Origin of the sequence: Variovorax sp. KBW07 (genome assembly GCF_003852515.1) — a bacterium.
Lineage (GTDB): Bacteria > Pseudomonadota > Gammaproteobacteria > Burkholderiales > Burkholderiaceae_C > Variovorax.
Genome location: NZ_QAJK01000093.1, coordinates 1 through 19,618 on the forward strand (window position 1 = coordinate 1; position 19,618 = coordinate 19,618).

A 19,618-nucleotide genomic window follows, 5' to 3' on the forward strand; every position below is an offset into this window, starting at 1 on the left:
TGGGCGGCGCCCTGAACAGCAAACGTCAAACACGACGCGACGAACAGAAGAGCAACGAGCCATCTCAGCGGAAGTGACAAGCCACCCAGTGCCCACCGCCGGCAGACGAAGGCCGCTCGCTCAGCGTGGGCACCTGTTCCTTGCACACAGCCTGTGCCATCGGACAACGCGTATGAAAGCGGCACCCCGACGGTGGATTGGCAGGACTCGGCGGATCGCCCTGCAACAGCAGACGACGTGCCGGCGTGCGTGGGTTCGGCACGGGCACGGCCGACAACAGGATCTCCGTGTAGGGGTGCAGGGGCGCGGAGAACAGCGTGTCGCGGTCGGCTATTTCCACGATGTGTCCGAGGTACATCACCGCCACGCGATGGCTGATGTGTCGCACCACCGCCAGGTCGTGCGCCACGAACAGGTAGGCGATGCCGAACTCGGCCTGCAGGTCCATCAGCAAGTTGACCACCTGCGCCTGCACCGACACGTCGAGTGCCGACACCGGCTCGTCGCACACGATCAGCTTCGGGTTCAGCGCCAGTGCGCGCGCAATGCCCAATCGTTGCCGTTGGCCACCCGAGAACTCGTGCGGAAACTTCCTGGCGGCCTCCGGGCGCAGGCCGACGCGGGCGAACAGCCACTGCACGCGCTCGCGCCGTTCGGCCGCCGCGCCCATGTCGAAATTGCGCAGCGGCTCGGCCACGATGTCGCCGGCCGTCAGGCGCGGGTTCAGCGACGCGTACGGGTCCTGAAAAATGATCTGCAGCTGGCGCCGGCGCAGCCGCATCTCGTGCGACGACAGCGTCAGCAACTCTTCGCCCTCGAGCTCGACCGAGCCCGAGGTCGGCTCCACCAGCCGCATCACCGACTTCGCGGTGGTCGTCTTGCCGCAGCCCGACTCGCCGACCAGCGACAGCGTTTCGCCGCGCGCCACCGAGAAAGACACGCCGTCGACCGCCTGTATCGCCGGCTTGGCCGGGCGCAGCCAGCGCTTCGGCGAGATGTAGTGCTTGCGCAGGTTGCGCACCTGGAGCAGCGGCGGGGCTGCTGTTGCTGCAGTTGCAACTGAAGCTGCTGCGATGGTTTCCGTCATGCCATTACCTCGGCGCTGTTCCGGGCAACGTCAGCCCATTGTTCTTCGACCGCAAAGCAGGCCACCACGTGGTCGTTGCCTTGCTGCGTGAGTTGCGGCGTCTCGGCGCGGCAGCGGGCGCGTGCATGGCTGCAGCGGGCCGCGAAGGCGCAGCCGCGGCCCAGTTCGTGCGCGGCCGGCACCAGACCCGGGATCTCGGTGAGCCGCGTGCTCACGGTGTTCATCGCCGGCATCGAGGCCATCAGCGCGCGGGTGTAGGGATGCAGCGGCCGGTCGAACAGGTCGATCACGTCGGCTTCTTCCACCTTCTTGCCGGCATACATGACCACGACGCGGTCGCAGCTCTCGGCCACCACGCCCAGGTCGTGCGTGATCATCACCACGCCCATGCCCAGCTCTTTCTGCAGCCGCTTGATGAGATCGAGAATCTGCGCCTGGATGGTCACGTCGAGCGCGGTGGTGGGCTCGTCGGCAATCAGCACCTCGGGGTTGCAGGCCAGGGCCAGCGCAATCATCACGCGCTGGCGCATGCCACCCGACAGCTGGTGCGGGTACTCGTTCACGCGGCGCTCGGGCTCGGGAATCTGCACCACGCGCAGCATCTCGACGGCACGCTTCAGCGCGTCGGCGCGGCTGGCCTTCTGGTGCAGCTGCACCGTCTCCGCGATCTGCCGGCCCACGGTGAGCACCGGGTTCAGCGAGGTCATCGGCTCCTGGAAGATCATCGAGATGCGGTTGCCGCGAATCTGCCGCATCTCGCGTTCGCTCAGCTGCATCAGGTCGGTGCCGCGCAACCGCACGGCGCCCATGTGGTGGCCGGGTGGCGTGGGCACCAGCCGCAGGATCGACAGCGCGGTCACGCTCTTGCCGCAGCCGGATTCGCCGACCACGCCGAGCGTGCGGCCCGCGCGCACCGTGTAGGAAACACCGTCGACCGAGCGCACCACGCCGGCCAGCGTGTGGAAGTGGGTGCGCAGGTTGTCGACTTCGAGCAGCGGCTCGCCGGGGGCGAGGGTGGCGTGGGACATCGGGGTGGTGGTCGTCATGGCGCCTTGCTCACAGTTGCCGTGCCAGGCGCGGGTCGAGCGCATCGCGCAGGCCGTCGCCGAGCAGGTTGATCGCCAGCACCGTGGCCGCCAGCAGCAGGCCCGGGTACAGGATGATGTGGAACGCCACCGTCACGAAGTTGCGGCCTTCGGCCATCATGTTGCCCCAGCTCGGCGTCTGCGCGGGCACGCCCACGCCAAGGAAAGACAGTGCGGCTTCGGTCAGCACCGCGGCAGCCGCCACGAAGGTCGACTGAACGATCAGCGGGGCCACGATGTTCGGCAGCACGTGGCGCAGCAGGATGGTCGGCAGCCGCGTGCCCACCGCATGCGCGGCCTCGACGAACAGCTGCTCGCGCAAGGTCAGCGCCAGCGAACGCACCAGCCGCACCACGCGTGGAATCTCGGGCACCGTGATGGCGATGATCACCGTCGTCAGGCTGGCGCGCGTCACGGCCATCAGCGCAATGGCCAGCAGGATGCCGGGGATGGCCATCACCCCGTCCATCACCCGCATGATCGGCCCGTCGGCCCAGCGCACGAAGCCCGACACCAGCCCCAGCACGATGCCGAAGAAGGTGGCCAGCACCGCGACCGAGGCGCCGACGATCATCGATACGCGGCCGCCCCACACGGCACGGCTGAACACGTCGCGGCCCAGCGCGTCGGTGCCGAACCAGTGCTCGGCCGACGGCGGCTGCATGCGCGCGAGCGGGTCGATGTCTTGCGGATCGTGCGTGGCGATCCACGGGGCGGCAAGGGACAGCACCGCCACCGCGATCAGCAGCAGTGCGCCGATGATCAGCGTCGGGTGCTTGCGCAGCCAGCGAAAGCGCGGCGGCACGAAGGGGGCGTCGTCGGCGGGGGCGAGGGCAGCGGTGCTGTTGGGCACCGGTGCATCGGCCTGGCGCATGGGCAGGGCAGTGGACATGGCGTCGTGGGGCTCGTTCGTTCTTTTTATGGCCAGTACTAGTACTGGATGCGCGGGTCGAACAGGCGGTAGCTCAGGTCGATCAGCAAGTTGATCAGCACGTACACGCCGGCGGACAGCAGCAGCACGCTCTGGATCACCGGGTAGTCGTGCCGCTGCACCGAATCGATCACCAGGCGGCCCACGCCGGGAATGGCGAACACCGTCTCGGTAACGACCACGCCGCCGATCAGCAGCGCGATGCCCGCGCCGATGGTGGTGGCGATGGGAATGGCCGCATTGCGCAGCGCATGGCCCAGCACCGGCAGTACGCCCAGGCCCTTGGCACGCGCGGTGCGGATGTAGTCTTCGTGCAGCACTTCGAGCACGGTGGCGCGCGTCATGCGGGTCACCAGCGCGATGTACACCAGCGCCAGGTTCACGCAGGGCAGCACCAGCGAACGCAGCCATTCGCCCGGTCCGTCGGCAAAGTGCACGTAGCCCTGCACCGGAAACCACGGCAACTGGATCGCGAAGGTGTACACCAGCAGGTAGCCCACCAGGAACACCGGCACCGAGAAGGCGAGCACCGCGAACAGCATCACCAGCCGGTCGATCCAGCTGCCCGCGCGGTAGGCCGCGAGCGTGCCCAGCGGCACCGACACCACCAGCGTGATCGCCATGGTGAGCACGGCGATCGACACCGTGGGCTCCAGCCGCTGCCCCAGCAGCTGCGCCACCGGCACCTGCGTGAAGATCGATGTGCCCAGGTCGCCGGTGAGGATCTTGCCGATCCACAGCACGAACTGCTGCCACAGCGGCTGGTTCAGGCCCAGCGTGGCGCGCAGCTTCTCGATGTCCTCGCCGCTGGCGAGGTCACCGGCAATGAGCGCGGCCGGGTCGCCCGGCGACAGGTGGATCAGCAGGAACACCACCACGGCCACCACCGCCATGACGGGAAGCGTGGAAAGAAAGCGTCGAAGGATGTAGCCCATGGCGATGTGGTCGTGCGTGCGCGGTGCGCCTTACCTGTCGAGCATCCAGACCGTCGGCAGGCTGGCCCAGAGCTTGTCCAGCCCCTTGAGGTTGGCCCGCGCGGCAAAGGCCGCCGAGTACTGGCCCGAGTTGATGTACGGCACGGCCTCGTAGGCACGGGCCTGGAAGGCGTCGAGCAGCTCCTTGCGCTTGGCGGGCACGGTTTCTTTCAGCCACGCGGTGCGCAGTTCGTCGAGCTTCTTGTCGCAAGGCCAGCCGGGCAGGGTGTTGCCGCAGGCCGCGCCAAGGTAGGCGTTGGCAATGGGCGAGTTGGCGTCGAACTCGCCAGCCACGGTGACATACATGTTCCAGCCGCCGGCATCGGCCGCGTCGCGCTTGGCGCGGCGCGCACCGATGGAGGCCCAGTCCATGGTCTGGGCATCGACGTTCAGGCCGATGCTCTTCATGGTCTGCGCGGCCATCAGCGCTTCGGCATTGAGCGCGGGGATGTCGCTCGGCACCATCAGCACCACCTTCTCGCCTTTGTAGCCCGAGGCCGCGAGCATCTGCTTGGCCTTGGCCACGTCGGACTTGCGGTACGGCTCGGCGCCGGCCGACGTGTCGTTGGGGCTGCCGCAGATGAACCAGGTGGCGCAATAGGCCATGCGCATGTCCAGCGGGAAGCCCATGGCCGCCATGAAGCGTTCCTGGTTCACGGCCTGCAGCAGCGCCTGGCGCACCTTCGGGTTGTCGAAGGGCGGGTGCAGCTGGTTCATGACCAGGAAGCCCTGGTAGGTGCCGAAGGCGCCGACCTTCAGGCTGGCGTCGGTGCGCAGCGGCACGATGTAGTCGGGCGGTAGTTGCTCGATGAGGTCGACCTCGCCGCGCTTGAGCGCCGAGATGGCGCTGTTGGCGTCGGGCAGGTAGAGCCATTCGACGCGGTCGAAGTTGCTCTTCTTGTTGCCGGCCAGGCCGTTGGCGGGTTCGCTGCGCGGCACGTAGTTGGGGTTGCGCACGAACACCGTCTTGTTGCCCGGCACCCATTCGTCGCGCTTGAAGATGAAGGGGCCGGAGCCCAGCACTTCGGGCAGCGGCGCGGTGGCCGGCATCTTGGCCAGCCGCTCCGGCAGGATGACCGGCGGAAAGCCCGAGGGCTTGGCCAGCGCGTCGAGCACCATGCCGAAGGGCTCGGCCATGGTGAGCGTGAAGTTGCGCGCATCGACGGCCTTCCATTCGGCGCCGCTGGCCACCATGGCACGGCCCAGGCTGTCTCGCGCGGCCCAGCGCTGCAGCGACGCGATGGCGTCGGCCGAGGTGACGGGGCTGCCGTCGGAAAACTTCAGGCCGGGGCGCAGCGTGAAGCTCCACTGCTTGCTGTCTTTGGAGGCCGTGTACTTCTCGACCATCTGCGGTTGCGGCTTGCCGGTCGAGTCCTGCGCGAACAGGGTGTCGTAGACCATGTAGCCGAAGTTGCGCGAGATGTACGCGGTGGTGAAGGTCGGGTCGAGGATCTTCAGGTCGGCGTGCGCGACCATCTTCAGCGTCTTGACGGGCGGCGTCTGGGCGAGCGCGGGAAGGCTCGCGGCGGAAAAAGCCAGTGCGGCCAGGGCGGCAAGCGTGCGTCGTTTCATCGTCGGTTCTCCGGTGGGGTAGCGAAAGAAGAGGGGGGTCAGGCGGCGACGCCGATGGGCCACTTGGGCAGGCGGGCCTTGCGGTACGGCAGCGTCGTGAGGTCGAGCGTCACGGCGCCGGGCGCCCCCGCATAGATGACGTGCTTGGCCACCTTGGAGTACGACGCATAGAAATGCTGCGACGACTTGACGACCACGATCTTCTTCGCGGCCAGGTCGCAGCCCAGCTGCGTGAACAGGTCGGTGCCCATGGCCTGGTTGCGCCGCGTGATCAGCACGATGTCGATGCCATCGACCTCGACCAGCGCGCAGTCGCCCATGGCCGTGGGCGTGTTCGACAGGCCCGTCATCACCAGGTCGTGCTGCAGCGCCTTTACCGTGCATTCGACGTCCAGCGGATCGCCCGAGAGCGGGCTGATCTTGCCGCCGATGCGCATCGCCAGCTTGGCGCCCACGCCGGCATCGAAAGCGATGCGCACGGCAATCGGGTCCCACATCGGGCCCACTGCAGCGTTGGTGATGCCGCGCTCCAGCATGCGGCGCAGGATGAAGGTGGAGTCGCTTGCCGCGCCGCCGCCGGGGTTGTCGGCACCATCGGCCAGCACCACCGGGCCGCCGCCGAAGGCCAGGGCCTCGTCGAGCGAGTCGTCGATGCTGGGGTAGTTGACGGTAAGGCCGTCGCGCATGGCGATGACTTCGTCGGCCAGCTGGCGCGCCAGCGCGTTTGCCTTGGCCTGGTCGCCGTCGGTGTACACCAGCACCTTGGTGCCCATCTCGGGCACGTCGCCCCACGAGAAGCCGTGCGTGAGCGAGACCGAGAGCACGCCGTCTTTGCCTTCGAGCGCCTGCATGCGCTCGACGAAGCTGCGCGCCGGCTCGCGCGAGGTGTGCACGGTGACGATGATGTCGCAGTCGACCATCGCGGCCACCGGCCTGACCTTGCCCTCGACCGCCGCGGCGCAGATGTCGACCAGCTCCAGCCCGCGTTCGAGCACGTCGGTGTGCGGGTACTCCTTGAAGGAGACCATCACGTTGGCGTTGTCCACCATGGCGGACGTGAGGTGGTTGTGCGGGTCGAGCTCGGCGCCGACGATGACGTCGGGCCCGACGATCTCCCGCACGCGCACCAGCATGTCGCCTTCGCAGTCGTCGTAGCCGTCGGCCACCATGGCGCCGTGCAGGCCGAGCAGCACCATGTCCACCGGCAGTGCGGCGCGCAGGTCGTTCAGCATTTCGTCGCGCAGCGTTTCGTAGGCGTGGCGCGTGGTGATGCCGCTGGGCTGCGCGCCCGCCACCATGCCTTCGAGCAGCGTCCAGCCCTTTTCGGCGCCGCGGATGCGCGCCGCCCACAGCGGGCCCGAGTAGATCGTCAGCGCATCGGGATGCTGGCCGGCGGGAAAGTAGCCGCGGTCCTTGAAGGAGGCGAGGCCGGTCGGCATCGGGCCGAAGGTGTTGGTTTCGGTCGCAAGGGAGGCACTGAAGACACGCATGGTGGTTTCTCGTGAGGTGGAGTTGTTGTTCGGGAAGGCCGGTCGCGGATTGCAGATCGCAGATTGCGGTTCGCGGATCAGCTGGCGTTGGCCGCGCGCAGCCGCTGCGGGCCGAGCATCTCGACCGTCAGGCCGAAGGCTGCAATGCGCTCCGGCAGCGGCAGGCCGCGTGCCAGCGCGGCGCAGGCTTCGCCCATGGCCGCCGAGGTCTGGATACCGTAGCCGCCTTGCGCCGCGACCCAGAAGAAGCCGGGTGCGTCGGGCGCGAAGCCGCCGACCAGGTCGCCGTCGGACACGAAGGAGCGAAGGCCGGCCCAGGTGCGCGTGGGGCGGCGGATGGTGAGCGTGGTGGCTTCTTCGATGCGGTGGATGGCGAAGGCGATGTCCAGCTCTTCGGGCTGCACGTCCTGCGGATCGACCGGGTCGGCATTGGCCGGCGAGCCCAGCAGCATGCCCGCGTCGGGCTTGATGTACCAGCCTTCGTCGGCGCCGAAGACCATGGGCCAGTGCGCCACGTTCTCGCCCTCGGGCGGCGCGAAGATGAAGGCCGAGCGCCGGCGCGGCTCGATGCCGATGGGCGCCACGCCGGCCAGTTTCGCGATGGTGTCGACCCACGCGCCGGCCGCGTTGAGCACCACCGGTGCTTCGTAGACGTTGCCGCCGGCCGTCACGCGCCAGCGCTCGCCCACGCGTTCGATGGCCGTCACTTCGGCGTCGCACACCAGCTTGCCGCCGGCCTGCCGCATGCCGCGCAGGTAGCCCTGGTGGATGGCGTGCACGTCCATGTCGGCAGCGTCGGGTTCGTACACGGCGCCGGCCACCTGCTCGGGGCGCAAGGCAGGCACCATCTCGCGCGCCTGCTCGCCGCTCAGGCGCTCGGCGCCGGTGTCCATGGCGCGCAGCACGTCCCAGTGGGCTTCGAGCTCGGCCATGTGCTCTTCGCCCGCGACCATCAGCGCGCCGCGCGGCGTGAGCAGCGGGTGCTCCGAGAAGCCTTCGGGCGGGTGGTCCAAGAAGGCACGGCTGGCCATGGTGAGGGCGCGCACCTGCGGCGTGCCGTAGCTTTCCATGAACAGGGCGGCCGAACGGCCGGTGGAGTGATAGCCCGGCTGGGCTTCGCGCTCGAGAAGGATCACGCGGGCATGCGGCGCGAGCCAGTGGGCCACCGAAGCCCCGGCAATGCCGCCGCCAATCACCAGGTAGTCGGCCGCGATGGGTGTTGTTGTGTTGGAGGTCATCGGCGAAAAGTGTAGAAATAAATTTGCGGATACGCAAATTAAATAAGGCCTACCAAGGGGAAACCATGGGATGAATGACTGGCAGAATTTGCGTTGACGCAATTTGCGCATGCGCAAATTCCGGGCCTGCGCCGTGCACCGCGATGTGCATGGCCGCATGGATGGCCCAGCGCCGGACTGGCAGAATTGCAGGGCACTACAAAGAGAAGGCCAAGCGTGACTCCACACACAGGGACCAAGGCGGGGGCGAAGAAGGAAGAGCCGCCAACTCTGGACCGCACCACTTTCGGCCATCGGCTGCGCACCGCGCGCAAGCGTTTCGGCTGGACGCTTGCGCAACTGGCCGAACGGTCGGGCGTGTCGATCACCACCATCTCGCGCGCCGAGCGCGGCCAGCTCGCGCTGGGCTACGAGAACTTCGCCTCGCTGGGCCGCGCGCTCGAGATGGACATGAACGCGATGTTCGCGGGCGCGGGCGTCAAGCCCGCGCAGTTCGACGGGCCGGTGATCACGCGCGCGGGCAAGGGCGTGGTCTACCGCGGGCTCTCGTTCGCCTATGAGTTCCTGGGCACCACGGCGGCCGGCAAGCAGATGAGCCCCGTCGTCGGCACGGTGCATGCGCGCCGCATCAACGGGCCGGAAGACTTCGCAAGGCATCCGGGCGAAGAGTTCGCTTATGTGTTGTCGGGCGAGATCGATGTGCACTTCGACACCGGCGAAGTGGTGCACCTGGCGCGTGGCGATTCGCTGTACTACGACAGCAGCATCGGCCACGCCTATGTGAGCGTGAGCCGGCAGCTCGCGAAGATCGTCGGCGTCACCTCGGGCGAGAGCGGGCATATGAAGTCGGCGCGCGAGGCGCCGGCGATGAAGCCGGTGGGCAAGGCTGCTGGGACCGTGAAGACCGCCAAGGCCACCAAGGCCGTGCCCGCACAGAAGACGGTACGCAGCCGCAAGGGCTGAAGGAGGGCGACACGCAAGCTGTCGCCGATTTGCTCGGTATTACCCGGCGGCTCGCTATGCTGTGGCCCGCCATTCACTACGAGACAAGAACCATCATGACAATGCGCTCCTCGACCTTCTTCAGCCTTCGTTCCGTCGCACTGGCTTGCGGCCTCGCCCTGGGCGCCGCCGGCGCCGCCCAGGCCGCGCCCGATGCCAAGCTGCTCGCCGCCGCCGAGAAGGCGCAGCCCGCCGTCATCGACAACCTCAAGGAAATGGTGCTCATCGAGTCGGGCAGCTTGAATGTCGACGGCCTGATGAAGATGGCCGACGTGGTGGAAGGGCGCCTGAAGGCCGCGGGCTTCAAGACCGAACGCCGCAAGGCTTCGGCCGGTGCGGGCGCCGACATCGTCATCGGCACGCTCAAGGGCACGGGCAAGCGCAAGATCATGCTGCAGGGCCACATGGACACGGTGTATGCGCCGGGCATTCTGAACAGCCAGCCGTACAAGGTCGACGGCAACCGCATCTACGGCCCCGGCATCGCCGACGACAAGGGCGGCCTGGCCGTGATGATGGCGTCGCTGAAGATCCTGGCCGATGCCGGCTGGCGCGACTACGACACGCTCACCGTGCTCATGAACCCCGACGAGGAAGTGGGCTCGGTCGGTTCGGGCGAACTCATCGCCACCACGGCCGACCTGCACGACACCGTGCTGTCGTTCGAGCCCACGGCGGCCAAGTCGGTCGCCAAGGGCGAGTCGCTGCTGCTCGGCGCGGCCGGCATCGCGCAGGCCACGATGGAAGTGAAAGGCCGCGCGGCGCATGCCGGTGCCGCACCCGAACTGGGCCGCAACGCGCTGTACGAGCTGTCGTACCAGATGCTGCAGACCAAGGACCTCGCGAAAGACATTCCCGGCGTGACGCTCAACTGGACCGTGGCGCGCGCCACCGGCCCGATCAACCAGATCACCGAGAAGGCCCAGGCGCTGGGCGACATCCGCATCACGCAGCCGGGCGCGGAGAAGAAGCTCAACGAAGTGCTGCAAGCCAAGATTGCCAGTGGCAAGCTGATTCCCGACACGGAGACGACGGTGAAGGTCGAGGTGGGCCGCCCGGCCTTCATCGCAGGCGCGAAGGGCCTCGCGCTGGCCCAGAAGGCCCAGGCCATCTACAAGGAAATCGACCGCGAACTCGCGCTGACGCCCATGACCGGCGGCGGCACCGACGCGGGCTACGCGGGCCGCTCGGGCAAGGCCACGGTGGTCGAGAGCTTCGGCCTCGCGGGCTTCGGCTACCACGCACGCGACGAATACATCGAGGTCGATTCGATCGTGCCGCGCATCTACCTCGTCACGCGCCTGCTGACCGAGATCGGCAAGAACTGATCGTCACGCTGCCGCAGTCGCGGCCGCGGTTGCTGCAGGAATGGGGCGCTTGACGCGCTCCATGGCGCTGGTCATCATCGGCCCCATGCGCATTGTCTTTCGCTGATTCTCCGGAGCACGTGCCCGAGCCTTGAGGCTTGCGGCGCGGCTTCCGGTTTCATCGCTTCCCCTCTTCCGGTTCGACGCCGCCTGCTTCACGCAGGCGGTGCGTACCTGTTCGCTTGCGTGCCCGTCGGCGCGCAGCTGAAAGCCGAAGGGGCGCGAGCCGCGCCCCGGAACACGAAAGACTTTTCTCATGAATTTGACTCCCTCCATTTCTGCCATTTCTTCCGCTTCTTCCGCTTCTTCCGCTTCTTCCATTTCCTCGGGTCCCTCCGTTCCCGCTGGTGGTGCGCTGTTGGTCAGTGGCGCCTCGGGCGCACTGGCCCGCCAGGCGATCGCGCTGCTGCAGCAGCATCGGCCCGATGTGCCGCTGATCGCCACCACGCGCCACCCGGACCGGCTGGCCGACCTGGCGGCAAGCGGCGTCTCGGTGCGCTTTGCGGACTTCGATCAACCCGATTCGCTGGCCAGCGCTTTCGAGGGCGCGTCGCGCATGCTGCTGGTGAGCACCAACACGGTCGATGCGCCGCCGCGCCGCGTCACGCAGCATCGCAACGCCATCGAGGCGGCACGGCGCTGCGGTGTGCAACACGTGGTCTACACCTCGTTTGCCACGGCGGGTGCGGCGCAGCCCGGGCCCATCGCGGCCGACCATGCGGCCACCGAGCAACTGCTGCGCGAAGGGCCGGGCGGCTTCAGCGTCTTGCGCAATGCCTTCTATGCGGAGTTGCTGCTTGCGACCTTGCCGCTGGCGTGCCGCAGCCATCGGCTGCCTTGTGCGCCGGGACGTGGTCGCATGACGTACGTGGCACGCAGCGATTGCGCGGCGGCTGCGGCGGCCGCGCTGGCCGATGGTTTCGAAGGGCGCCGCGTGCTGTCGATCGCGGGCGAGGAAGCGCTCGATGCGCACACGCTTGCGGCGTTGGCGTCGGAGGTGCTCGGTGTGCGAATCGAGGCGGTGGAAACGGCGCCCGATCAGCTTGAGGCCGCGTGGACCGGATGCGGTGCTTCAGCCGGCATGGCGCGCGTTTTCGCGGGCATCGACCGCGGCATGGCGAAGGGCGAGATGGAAGTGCGTGAGAGCGATCTGCGCGCGCTGCTGGGGGCCTTGCCGCCGTGCGAGCCGATGGACATGCGCGCGTTCCTGCTGGCGCATCGCGCTGTGATCGTCGCGCCGCCCTCTGCCGCCGCAGTGGCTGCGACGGCCAGCTGACCCGACGGCACCGGCCGCGTCATTGCTGGCGCGGCTGATTCGGGTCGCCGGGACGGCCCGGCGGATGCCGGGCTGCCGCCGCATCCGCGCGCTGCTGGTGCTGGGCCTGGGCCTGCTGCTGTTGCTGCCGTGCCTGCGCCTGTTGTTGCTGCTGTTGGGCTTGCTGCTGCGCGCGCGCTTGCTGTTGTGCCTGCTGTTGCTGCATCTGCTGTTGTTGCGCCTGGCGCTGCTGCTGCATTGCCTGCTGCTGTTGTTGCCGCGCAGCCGCTGCCTGCTGCTGAGCCTGCTGGGCTTGCTGTTGCTGGCGTGCCTGGTTCTGTGCCTGCGCCTGTGCCTGCAACTGCTGTTGCTGCTGCTGCTGCTGCTGCGCTTGCTGGCGCTGGATCTGTTGTTGCTGCTGTTGGGCTTGCTGCTGTTGGCGCATCGCCTGTTGCTGCGCCAGCTGGGCTTGTTGTTGTTCACGCGCCTGGTTCTGTGCCTGCTGTTGCTGCTGTGCTTGCATGCGCTGGACCTGTTGCTGCTGCAGCTGGGTCTGTTGCTGCGCGCGCGCTTGTTGTTGCGCCAGTTGTTGCTGCTGCGCCTGCTGGCGTCTTGACTGCTCCTGCTGGGCCTGTTGTTGCTGCCGCTGCTGCTGGTCGTGCAGAGCCTGCTGCTGTCGTTGTTGCTGTTGCTGTTGCTGCAGCACTTGCTGCTGCTGTGCCTGCGGGTTGTCATTGCCACCGCGGTGCGGTTGTTGCTGCTGCTGAGCCAGCAGCGCCTGTTGCTGCGCTTGCTGCCGGCGCAACTGTTCCTGCTGCTGTTGTTGTGGCTGCGCTTGTTGTGGCGGTTGCTGCTGCTGGAACCGGGCCTGCCGCGCTTGCTGTTGCTGCTCCCTGGCCTGCTGTTGCTGAATGCGCGACTGTTCGGCCTGCTGCTGCGCGCGTTGCTGCGCTTGTTGCTGGGCCTGCTGTTGCAGCATTGCCTGCTGCTGACGGGCCTGTTGCTGCCGCTGTTGCTCCGTGAGCACCGCCTGCTGCTGTTGTTGCTGCCGCTGCTGCATCTGCTGCTGCGCCAGCAAGGCCTGTTGTTGCTGCTGTTGCGCCTGCTGTTGCTGCGCAAACGCCGGCCCCGCCGCGAAGTTGGGCGGCGCTCCCGGCGGCAGGATCCCGCGTGGCCCGCCATTGTTGCTGTAGACATTGCGCACGTTGTTCACGTTGTTGACCACGGTGGTCGAGCGCGAGATGTAGGTGCTGTTGTTGTAGACCACGGCCGGCCGTGCATACGCCGGCTGCAGGTCGGGCCTGCGGTCGCGGTCGCGCCCGCGCGGTGCGCCCCAGTTCATGTTCCACGAATGCCAGCCCCAATCGTGCCGCTCCAGTGCGGCACCCACGATCACTCCGGCCCCGAAGGCCAGCGCACCCGCCGCCGCGACCTGGCCGCGGCTGTAGCCCGGTGCCACCTCGACGGGCGGCGCATAGGCGTAGCCGGGGTAGATGGGCTCGGACACGCCGTAGATCACCTGCGGGTCGTAGCTGGGCACGTACACCACGTCGGGCTGAACCGGCTCGATGGTGATCAGCTGCGGCGGCGGCTCGATCATGGCAGGGCCTGCATACATCGGCTGCATGTCCGGCGCGGGCGCGTAGCCTTGCGGCGTTGCCGCGCTGGCCACGCGCAGCTTGTCGTTGTTCTTGAGGCGTCCCGCCTTTGCCGCCCGCTGGCGCATGACCTGGATCGCGTTCATCACATCGGCCGGGTCGTTGTAGTAGGCCTTGCCGAGTGCTTCGGTCCACGGCGCGTTGCCGGCCATCTGGTCGAGCACGCTGCGGAAGGCGGTGAGCGACTTCACGCTCGGGTCCCATGGCTGCTGGTTGGCGGCGTCGGCGAGCGGGCCGGCCTTGAGCGAGCGGTTCTGGCCCAGCCACTCGTGGGCGGCGGTGATCTGCTCGGGGTAGGTGGCGCCGGCCAGGATTTGCGCCACCAGCTTGTCGGGGTACAGCGCGATGGGCGCCACCAGTTGGTAGAGCTGTTCGGCCGATGGCGGCGTGTAGGCCACCGGGGTCGGGGCCGCGGGTGCCTGCGGCACCGAAGGCGGCGGAATCGACAGCGCGGGATCGGCCTCGGCAGAGGCGGCGGCTGCAGGCGTGGGGGGCTTGGTCTTGTCGTCGCAACCCGGGAGTGCGAAGGCGATGGCGCCGATGCACAGCGAGATCGTCAGCAGCCGCGGGACCGTGGGGCGATGGAGGGGTGTCATCTGAAGTTCCATGAAGGCGCCGGCGTCGTGCCCGGAACTCTTTCAACGGAACGCCGCAACAAGCGATGACAAAGCCTGCGTCGCGGATGCAACGGCGTGTGTCGGCGGTGCGCCGTCAACCCTGTCGGCGCAGAACCACAGCCCTTGCGAACCCGGGCGCCGACCCGGTGCCGAACCCAGGTACTACTTGGAGCCGCCCGAGTACTTTGTGACGCTGGTGGCGCTCACGTGGTAGCCGCTGACGCCCATCATGGAATCGTTGCGCAGCGTCTGCAGCTTGCCGGTGACCCACACGGTGTCCATGGCGCGGAACTTGGCGCCCTTTTGCGCCACCACGTGCAGGATCTGGTTGGCCGGCGGCGGCGGCGTGTGGATGCAGGCGCCGAAGTAGGGCACCAGCAGGAACTCGGTGATCTCGCCCTTGGCTTCCTCGAGCGGCACGATGAAGCCCGGAATCTTGACTTCGGTGCCGTTCATCGCGGGATTGGTCGGCGCGTTGTTCGACACCTCCTGCATCTTCATGAGCAGCTCGTTGGCACGCGGGTCGCCGTCGTCGAGCGCGCTGAGGTCCATGCCCTTGAATTCCTTGGCCGGGTCCCAGTCCTTGGGCACCAGTTCTTCCCACGTGATCTGGCGCGGCTGGCCCGGCGTGGCCTTAGCCGCTGCGGGTGCGGACTTGCCGCCCAGCGGGTTCGATGCGGTCGTGTCTTTCGGCGCGGGTTCCGCGGCCCAGGCGCCCAATGCGGCAGCCGCAAGACCGGCGCCGGCGAGCAGCATCGAAAGGCGGCTGAAAGCCCGGGGCGCGGAAAAAGAGCAAGAGGAGGAAGAAGAAGTTTTCTTTGCGATGCGCATGGTTCAAATCCTCGGAGAGAGGCCGTCCGCCAGGGAGAGTCGGTAGGCACGGATGCCGGGCAAGAGGCTGGCCAGCCAGCCCGCGACCAGCAGGCTCGCCATCAGCAGCCATTCGTTCAGTGTAGGTTCGGAAAGGCTCAGTGTCAGCCCGAACTGCGCCTGCAGCCATGGCGAGAGCAGGGCGATGCCCAGCACCGCCATGACCACGCCGAAGGCCACGCCGAGCACGGTGACCATGGCGCCTTCGAGCGCCAGCAGCGCCAGCACGTGGCGCAGGCCCGCGCCCACCGCGCGCAGCACGGCCAGTTCGCGGCGGCGCTCGTTCAGGCCGGCCATGACGACCGACACCAGCCCCGCGAGGCTGACCAGCGCCACCAGCGCCGACATCAACAGCAGTGCGTTTTCGCCGATGCCGATCACGCTCCACAGTTCGTCGAGCGCCACGCCGGGCAGGATGGCCATGAGCGGCTCGCCGGTGTAGGTCGAAATCCAGCGCTGCACGCCGAACACGGCGGCGCGGTTCTTCAGGCCCACCAGCGCGGCCGTCACATTCTTGGGCGTGAGGTCGAACTTGCGCACCTGCTCGGCGGGAATCTTCACGCCCGGCATCGGCGCGCCGCCGACCCATTCGAGGTGAATGGCTTCCATGGCCGCCAGGCCGATGTGCACCGTGCGGTCGACCGGCGTGCCGGTGCGCGCGAGCACGCCGACCACGGTGAAGGGCTTGTCGGCATGCTCGGCCACGTTGAGCTCGCCGCTGCCGTGGGCCAGCGTGATCTTCTGGCCCACGTGGTAGCCGAGCTTGTCGGCCACCTCGGCGCCCACCACCGCATCGAAGAGTTCGCTGAAGGGCTTGCCTTCGCGCAGCTTCAGCAGCTGCTTGTCGCCATAGCGAAAGCGCGTGAAGTATTCGGGCGAGGTGGCCAGCACGGCAAAGCCCCGGTGCGAGTCGCCCAGCGACAGCGGCACGACCCAGTCGACGCCGGGGTGCGCGCCGAGCGCCTGCACGCTCTTCCACGAGATGTTGTTGGTGGCCGCGCCGATGCGGAACACCGAGTACAGCAGCAGCTGCGTGGAGCCGGTGCGCGCGCCGACGATCAGGTCGGTGCCCGAGACGGACGACGCGAAGTTCTCGCGCAGCTCGGTGCGGATGCGCTCGACGCCGAGCAGCAGGAAGGTCGACAGCGCGATCGAGAACACGGTGAGCGCGAGCGTGAAGCGCCGGTTCCAGGCGCTGCGCCATGCAATGGAAAAAAGGGCTCTCATGCATCCACCGCCATCGCGCTGGATGCGGCGCGGTTGATCTCCGGCAGCAGCACATGCCGAGCAAAGCGCTGGGCGATGCGCTGGTCGTGGCTCACGAACACCAGCGCGCTGTGGTTCACGGCGCAGGCGGTCAGCAGCACATCGAGAAAGGCTTCGCGCCGGTCTTCGTCGAGCGCGGACGTGGGCTCGTCGGCAATCACCACCTCGGGCTGGCCGATGAGCGCGCGCGCGGCGGCCACGCGCTGCTGCTGGCCGACCGAGAGCTGCAGCGCCTGGCGCTTCCAGAGGTTGCGGTCCAGGCCCATCTGGTCGAGCAGGTGCTCGGCTTCTTCGCGAGAGCTGCCGTTGCGTGCGGCCTGTGCTTCGCGCCGTGCCGAGAAGCGGCAGGGCAGCAGCACGTTGTCGAGCACGCTCAGGTACGGCAGCAGGTTGAACTGCTGGAAGATGTAGCCCACGTGCGCCACGCGGCTGCGGTCGCGCGCGGCGCCCGAGAGCTTCGACCAGTCGTGCCCCAGCAGCGTGACGCGGCCTTCGTCGGCCACCAGCACGCCGGCCAGCAGCGACAGCAGCGTGCTCTTGCCGCAGCCGCTGGGCCCATGCAAGAACACCGATTCGCCGGCGGTGATGCGAAAGGCCTCGATGTCGATGCACGGCGTCTTGACGCCCGGCCACGAGAAGCGAAGTGCTTCGGCGGCGAGCACGACGCGCAAGGGCGATGTGGCTGTCGTTGCGGCGGTCGTTGCGGCCTCGTGGGGCGTGCTCACAGTGTCACTTGCCCCAGCTCAGGCGGGCGGGCTGTGCGGCCTGGGCGGCACCCGGGCGCTTCAGTTGGCGCTTGAACTGGCCCTGCGCGGAAGCAATCTGCGAATCGATCTGGCGCAGGCCCTTGAAGGCGGCGAACAGGTTCACGTCGATGAACTTCGCGGCGGCCGCATTGGTGCAGTTGAACGAGAACGTGGCGTCGAGGTCGGCGTGGCCCACGGGTTCGCTCGGGTCGGGGTTGCCAAGGCCGAGCGCGCCGGAGCGCAGGTCGACCGGGCCCAGCTTGCAGTTGGCGGCCGGGTCGATGACGAACAACTTGTCGGCCGCGCGCAGCTGGGCCACGGCGTCGGCGACGGTTTTCTTTTCGGCATCGGTCTTGGGGGCGCGCTCGAAGCCGACGATGTTGTCGAGCGGCGATTCCATGTCGATCACCACGGTGGGGCCGTCGATGGCCACGTCGAGCTTCATCTGGCCGTGCACGTGCGCGTGTTGTTGCTGCGCCTGCGCGGCAAGGAACGGGGCGGCCGCAAGAAACGCGGCGGCAATTGCAAGACCGCCGGTGCGGCCCAGTCGTCGGGTCGTCAATGTCATGGTTCAGCGCCTTGCCGGGTCGGCAGCCCCGGCGTGTTGCTCCATTCGCTCCAGCTGCCGGCATAGAGCGCGGTCGTCCCGAAGCCGGCGATCTGCATCGCAAGCAGGTTGGGCACGGCGCTCACGCCGCTGCCGCATTGGTGGACGACTGTCGCCGCGTCACGTCCCGCGAGCAGCGATTCGAACTCGGCACGCAATTGCGATGCCGGCTTGAATTTGCCGTCGGGTCCGAGGTTGTCGGCGAAGGGCCGGTTCAGGGCCCCGGGGATGTGACCGGCAATCGGGTCCAGAGGTTCCACCTCGCCACGGTAACGGGCACCGGCGCGTGCATCGATCAGCTGTTGGTCAGGTTGGCCGAGCCGGCGCACCACGGTGTCGGTGGTGACGAGCTTTGCAATCGGCTCGGCGGCCACGAAGTTCGACTGGAAGCGCGCGGGCTCTTCGCGGCCGGTGACTTCGCCGCCCGCCGCCTGCCAGGCCTGCAGGCCGCCGTCGAGCACGGCCACCGCGTCGTGGCCCATCCACTTGAGCATCCACCACAGGCGCCCGCAGTAGTTGGCGCCGTTGCGGTCGTACACCACGGCCTGCATGTCGTTGGCAAAGCCGACGCTGGAAAGCCAGGCGGCAAATTTTTCGCGGCTGGGCAATGGGTGGCGGCCGCCCGAGGCGGGCAGGCCGTCGTCTTGCGCCACCACCACTTCGCCGTGCGCACCGGGCAAGCCATGCCTGGCGCTGAGGTCGGTATCGAGGTTGGCGTACTGGGCACCCGGAATGTGCGCGGCCGCATACAGCTGCGGGCCGGCTTCGGGCTTCATGAGTTCGAAGCTGCAGTCGAACACCATGAAGGGCGTGTCGCCCTGCTGCAGCTGCTTGAGTTGTTCGACGGAGATGAGGGTGGTGTACATGGCGTGTGCTCCTTCGAAATGACGTTGTTGCGCGTGGTTCAGTGTTCCTCGGCCGGCGCCTTGGGCACCGCCCGCTGCCGCAGCACGGTGGCCGCGATGCCGCTCGCGATGATCAGCGCCATGCCCGCCCAGCCGGCCGCGTCGATGTGGTCGTCGAACAGCACCACGCTGTAGAACGCCGCAAAGACAATGCCCGAATACTGCAGGTTGGCCACCACCAGCGTACCGGCCTGGGTCTTGGCGGTGGCGTAGGCGCGGGTCATGCACAGCTGTCCGAGCGCGGCCAGCAGGCCGATCGGCAGCAGCCACAGCGCATGCTGCCACGTCCACGAACTGCCGCCCGAAAACCCGGTGGCGGCCGTGGCAAAGGCGCCGGCCACGGCCGAGCCGACCGCGAAATAGAACACCGTGCGCAGCTCGGGCTCGCCGATGCGCGACAGGGCCACCACCTGCATGTAGGCGAAGGCGGCCGTCAGGCCCGACAGCAGGCCGAGCATGCCGGCGAAACCTTCATTGCCGCTGACGGTGGGCTTGAGCATCAGCACCACGCCGGCGAAACCCGCCAGCACTGTCAGGGCCAGCGCGCCCTGCAGCGGCGGGCGTTCCACGCGCCCGTCGCGCCCGGGCACGGGCACCCAGGCCAGCAGCGCGCCGCCGATGAGAAAGGCCGCGACCCACACGCTGCTCATGTAGTTGAGCGTGACGGCGGTGGCCAGCGGCATGTGGGCGATGGCGTAGAACCACGCGCCCAGCGAGATCACGCCGATGGTGCTGCGCCAGGCGTGCATGCCGGGGTATTTGGTGGCGAGCGAGACGCCTCGGTTGCGCGCCAGGAGCCAGAGAAAAACGATGCCGATCAGGCCGCGGCCGAGCACCATTTCGCCGCTGTTGAACCACGCCGATGCGATCTTGACGACCACGCTCATGGTTGCGAACAAAAAGGCGCCGAGCACCATCCAGAGCGCTTGCATTATTGGCTCTCCCCCA

General features: G+C 68.0%; 18 protein-coding genes. 3 read left to right on the forward strand and 15 right to left on the reverse strand.

Annotated elements, in window-relative coordinates:
• Positions 1-64 precede the first annotated feature (64 nt).
• The 7 genes from DBV14_RS19165 to DBV14_RS19195 form a co-directional block, all read right to left on the reverse strand.
• A complete protein-coding gene (locus DBV14_RS19165) occupies positions 65-1,087 on the reverse strand; it encodes an ABC transporter ATP-binding protein (RefSeq protein ID WP_124461012.1) in 1,023 nt (340 codons plus the stop codon).
• Entirely contained in the window at positions 1,084-2,133 is a 1,050-nt protein-coding gene (locus tag DBV14_RS19170; RefSeq protein WP_124461014.1) for an ABC transporter ATP-binding protein, read from the reverse strand. The genes DBV14_RS19165 and DBV14_RS19170 overlap by 4 nt, the downstream gene beginning before the upstream one ends.
• A 10-nt stretch (positions 2,134-2,143) precedes the next feature.
• Positions 2,144-3,064, reverse strand: coding sequence for an ABC transporter permease (locus DBV14_RS19175; protein ID WP_260397126.1), 921 nt, complete (start codon positions 3,062-3,064; stop codon positions 2,144-2,146).
• A 38-nt stretch (positions 3,065-3,102) separates the two neighbouring features.
• Positions 3,103-4,038 (reverse strand): ABC transporter permease, encoded by a 936-nt coding sequence (locus tag DBV14_RS19180; RefSeq protein ID WP_124461016.1) that lies wholly within the window; start codon positions 4,036-4,038, stop codon positions 3,103-3,105.
• A gap of 30 nt (positions 4,039-4,068) precedes the next feature.
• The gene (locus DBV14_RS19185) at positions 4,069-5,649 is read right to left on the reverse strand and encodes an ABC transporter substrate-binding protein (RefSeq protein ID WP_124461018.1); all 1,581 of its coding nucleotides are present in this window, start codon (positions 5,647-5,649) and stop codon (positions 4,069-4,071) included.
• A 38-nt stretch (positions 5,650-5,687) separates the two neighbouring features.
• A complete protein-coding gene (locus DBV14_RS19190; protein ID WP_124461019.1) occupies positions 5,688-7,139 on the reverse strand; it encodes a M81 family metallopeptidase in 1,452 nt (483 codons plus the stop codon).
• Positions 7,140-7,216: 77 nt separating this feature from the next.
• Positions 7,217-8,377 carry an FAD-binding oxidoreductase gene (locus tag DBV14_RS19195; protein WP_124461020.1) on the reverse strand — a complete coding sequence of 387 codons (1,161 nt, stop codon included), beginning with the start codon at positions 8,375-8,377 and terminating at the stop codon, positions 7,217-7,219.
• A gap of 216 nt (positions 8,378-8,593) precedes the next feature.
• Between DBV14_RS19195 and DBV14_RS19200 the strand changes: the two genes are divergently transcribed.
• Positions 8,594-9,340: a helix-turn-helix domain-containing protein gene (locus DBV14_RS19200; protein WP_260397127.1), complete on the forward strand. Its 747-nt coding sequence runs from the start codon at positions 8,594-8,596 to the stop codon at positions 9,338-9,340.
• Between the two features lie 95 nt (positions 9,341-9,435).
• On the forward strand, positions 9,436-10,707 hold the full coding sequence (locus tag DBV14_RS19205) for a glutamate carboxypeptidase (RefSeq protein ID WP_124461021.1): 1,272 nt from the start codon (positions 9,436-9,438) through the stop codon (positions 10,705-10,707).
• Between the two features lie 3 nt (positions 10,708-10,710).
• Here the strand turns inward: DBV14_RS19205 and DBV14_RS19210 are convergent, their stop codons facing one another.
• Entirely contained in the window at positions 10,711-11,067 is a 357-nt protein-coding gene (locus DBV14_RS19210; RefSeq protein WP_185546064.1) for a hypothetical protein, read from the reverse strand.
• Between the two features lie 37 nt (positions 11,068-11,104).
• Between DBV14_RS19210 and DBV14_RS19215 the strand changes: the two genes are divergently transcribed.
• Positions 11,105-12,022, forward strand: a complete 918-nt coding sequence (locus DBV14_RS19215) for an NAD(P)H-binding protein (protein WP_185546065.1) — start codon at positions 11,105-11,107, stop codon at positions 12,020-12,022.
• 19 nt (positions 12,023-12,041) lie between these two features.
• Here the strand turns inward: DBV14_RS19215 and DBV14_RS19220 are convergent, their stop codons facing one another.
• From DBV14_RS19220 to DBV14_RS19250, 7 genes are all read right to left on the reverse strand, one after another.
• On the reverse strand, positions 12,042-14,255 hold the full coding sequence (locus tag DBV14_RS19220; RefSeq protein ID WP_124461027.1) for a DUF3300 domain-containing protein: 2,214 nt from the start codon (positions 14,253-14,255) through the stop codon (positions 12,042-12,044).
• Between the two features lie 183 nt (positions 14,256-14,438).
• On the reverse strand, positions 14,439-15,107 hold the full coding sequence (locus DBV14_RS19225) for a DUF3299 domain-containing protein (RefSeq protein WP_124461029.1): 669 nt from the start codon (positions 15,105-15,107) through the stop codon (positions 14,439-14,441).
• Positions 15,108-15,110: 3 nt separating this feature from the next.
• Positions 15,111-16,373, reverse strand: coding sequence for an FtsX-like permease family protein (locus DBV14_RS19230; RefSeq protein ID WP_124461031.1), 1,263 nt, complete (start codon positions 16,371-16,373; stop codon positions 15,111-15,113).
• Positions 16,370-17,083, reverse strand: a complete 714-nt coding sequence (locus DBV14_RS19235) for an ABC transporter ATP-binding protein (protein ID WP_185546067.1) — start codon at positions 17,081-17,083, stop codon at positions 16,370-16,372. Before DBV14_RS19235 ends, DBV14_RS19230 begins: the two co-directional genes overlap by 4 nt.
• A 58-nt stretch (positions 17,084-17,141) precedes the next feature.
• Positions 17,142-17,726: a DUF2796 domain-containing protein gene (locus DBV14_RS19240; protein ID WP_124461034.1), complete on the reverse strand. Its 585-nt coding sequence runs from the start codon at positions 17,724-17,726 to the stop codon at positions 17,142-17,144.
• Positions 17,723-18,631 (reverse strand): sulfurtransferase, encoded by a 909-nt coding sequence (locus DBV14_RS19245; RefSeq protein ID WP_124461036.1) that lies wholly within the window; start codon positions 18,629-18,631, stop codon positions 17,723-17,725. The genes DBV14_RS19240 and DBV14_RS19245 overlap by 4 nt, the downstream gene beginning before the upstream one ends.
• A 38-nt stretch (positions 18,632-18,669) precedes the next feature.
• Positions 18,670-19,602, reverse strand: a complete 933-nt coding sequence (locus tag DBV14_RS19250) for a DMT family transporter (RefSeq protein WP_260397129.1) — start codon at positions 19,600-19,602, stop codon at positions 18,670-18,672.
• Positions 19,603-19,618 lie beyond the last annotated feature (16 nt).

Excerpts from the sequence above, each read along its gene's own strand:
- DBV14_RS19230 (WP_124461031.1), bottom strand. The coding sequence starts at position 16,373 with ATGAGAGCCCTTTTTTCCATTGCATGGCGCAGCGCCTGGAACCGGCGC.
- DBV14_RS19245 (WP_124461036.1), bottom strand. The coding sequence starts at position 18,631 with ATGTACACCACCCTCATCTCCGTCGAACAACTCAAGCAGCTGCAGCAG.
- DBV14_RS19250 (WP_260397129.1), bottom strand. The coding sequence starts at position 19,602 with ATGCAAGCGCTCTGGATGGTGCTCGGCGCCTTTTTGTTCGCAACCATG.
- DBV14_RS19210 (WP_185546064.1), bottom strand. The coding sequence starts at position 11,067 with ATGGAAGAAGCGGAAGAAGCGGAAGAAGCGGAAGAAATGGCAGAAATG.
- DBV14_RS19170 (WP_124461014.1), bottom strand. The coding sequence starts at position 2,133 with ATGACGACCACCACCCCGATGTCCCACGCCACCCTCGCCCCCGGCGAG.
- DBV14_RS19205 (WP_124461021.1), top strand. The coding sequence starts at position 9,436 with ATGACAATGCGCTCCTCGACCTTCTTCAGCCTTCGTTCCGTCGCACTG.
- DBV14_RS19240 (WP_124461034.1), bottom strand. The coding sequence starts at position 17,726 with ATGACATTGACGACCCGACGACTGGGCCGCACCGGCGGTCTTGCAATT.
- DBV14_RS19195 (WP_124461020.1), bottom strand. The coding sequence starts at position 8,377 with ATGACCTCCAACACAACAACACCCATCGCGGCCGACTACCTGGTGATT.
- DBV14_RS19185 (WP_124461018.1), bottom strand. The coding sequence starts at position 5,649 with ATGAAACGACGCACGCTTGCCGCCCTGGCCGCACTGGCTTTTTCCGCC.
- DBV14_RS19180 (WP_124461016.1), bottom strand. The coding sequence starts at position 4,038 with ATGGGCTACATCCTTCGACGCTTTCTTTCCACGCTTCCCGTCATGGCG.
- DBV14_RS19175 (WP_260397126.1), bottom strand. The coding sequence starts at position 3,064 with ATGTCCACTGCCCTGCCCATGCGCCAGGCCGATGCACCGGTGCCCAAC.
- DBV14_RS19190 (WP_124461019.1), bottom strand. The coding sequence starts at position 7,139 with ATGCGTGTCTTCAGTGCCTCCCTTGCGACCGAAACCAACACCTTCGGC.
- DBV14_RS19220 (WP_124461027.1), bottom strand. The coding sequence starts at position 14,255 with ATGACACCCCTCCATCGCCCCACGGTCCCGCGGCTGCTGACGATCTCG.
- DBV14_RS19165 (WP_124461012.1), bottom strand. The coding sequence starts at position 1,087 with ATGACGGAAACCATCGCAGCAGCTTCAGTTGCAACTGCAGCAACAGCA.
- DBV14_RS19225 (WP_124461029.1), bottom strand. The coding sequence starts at position 15,107 with ATGCGCATCGCAAAGAAAACTTCTTCTTCCTCCTCTTGCTCTTTTTCC.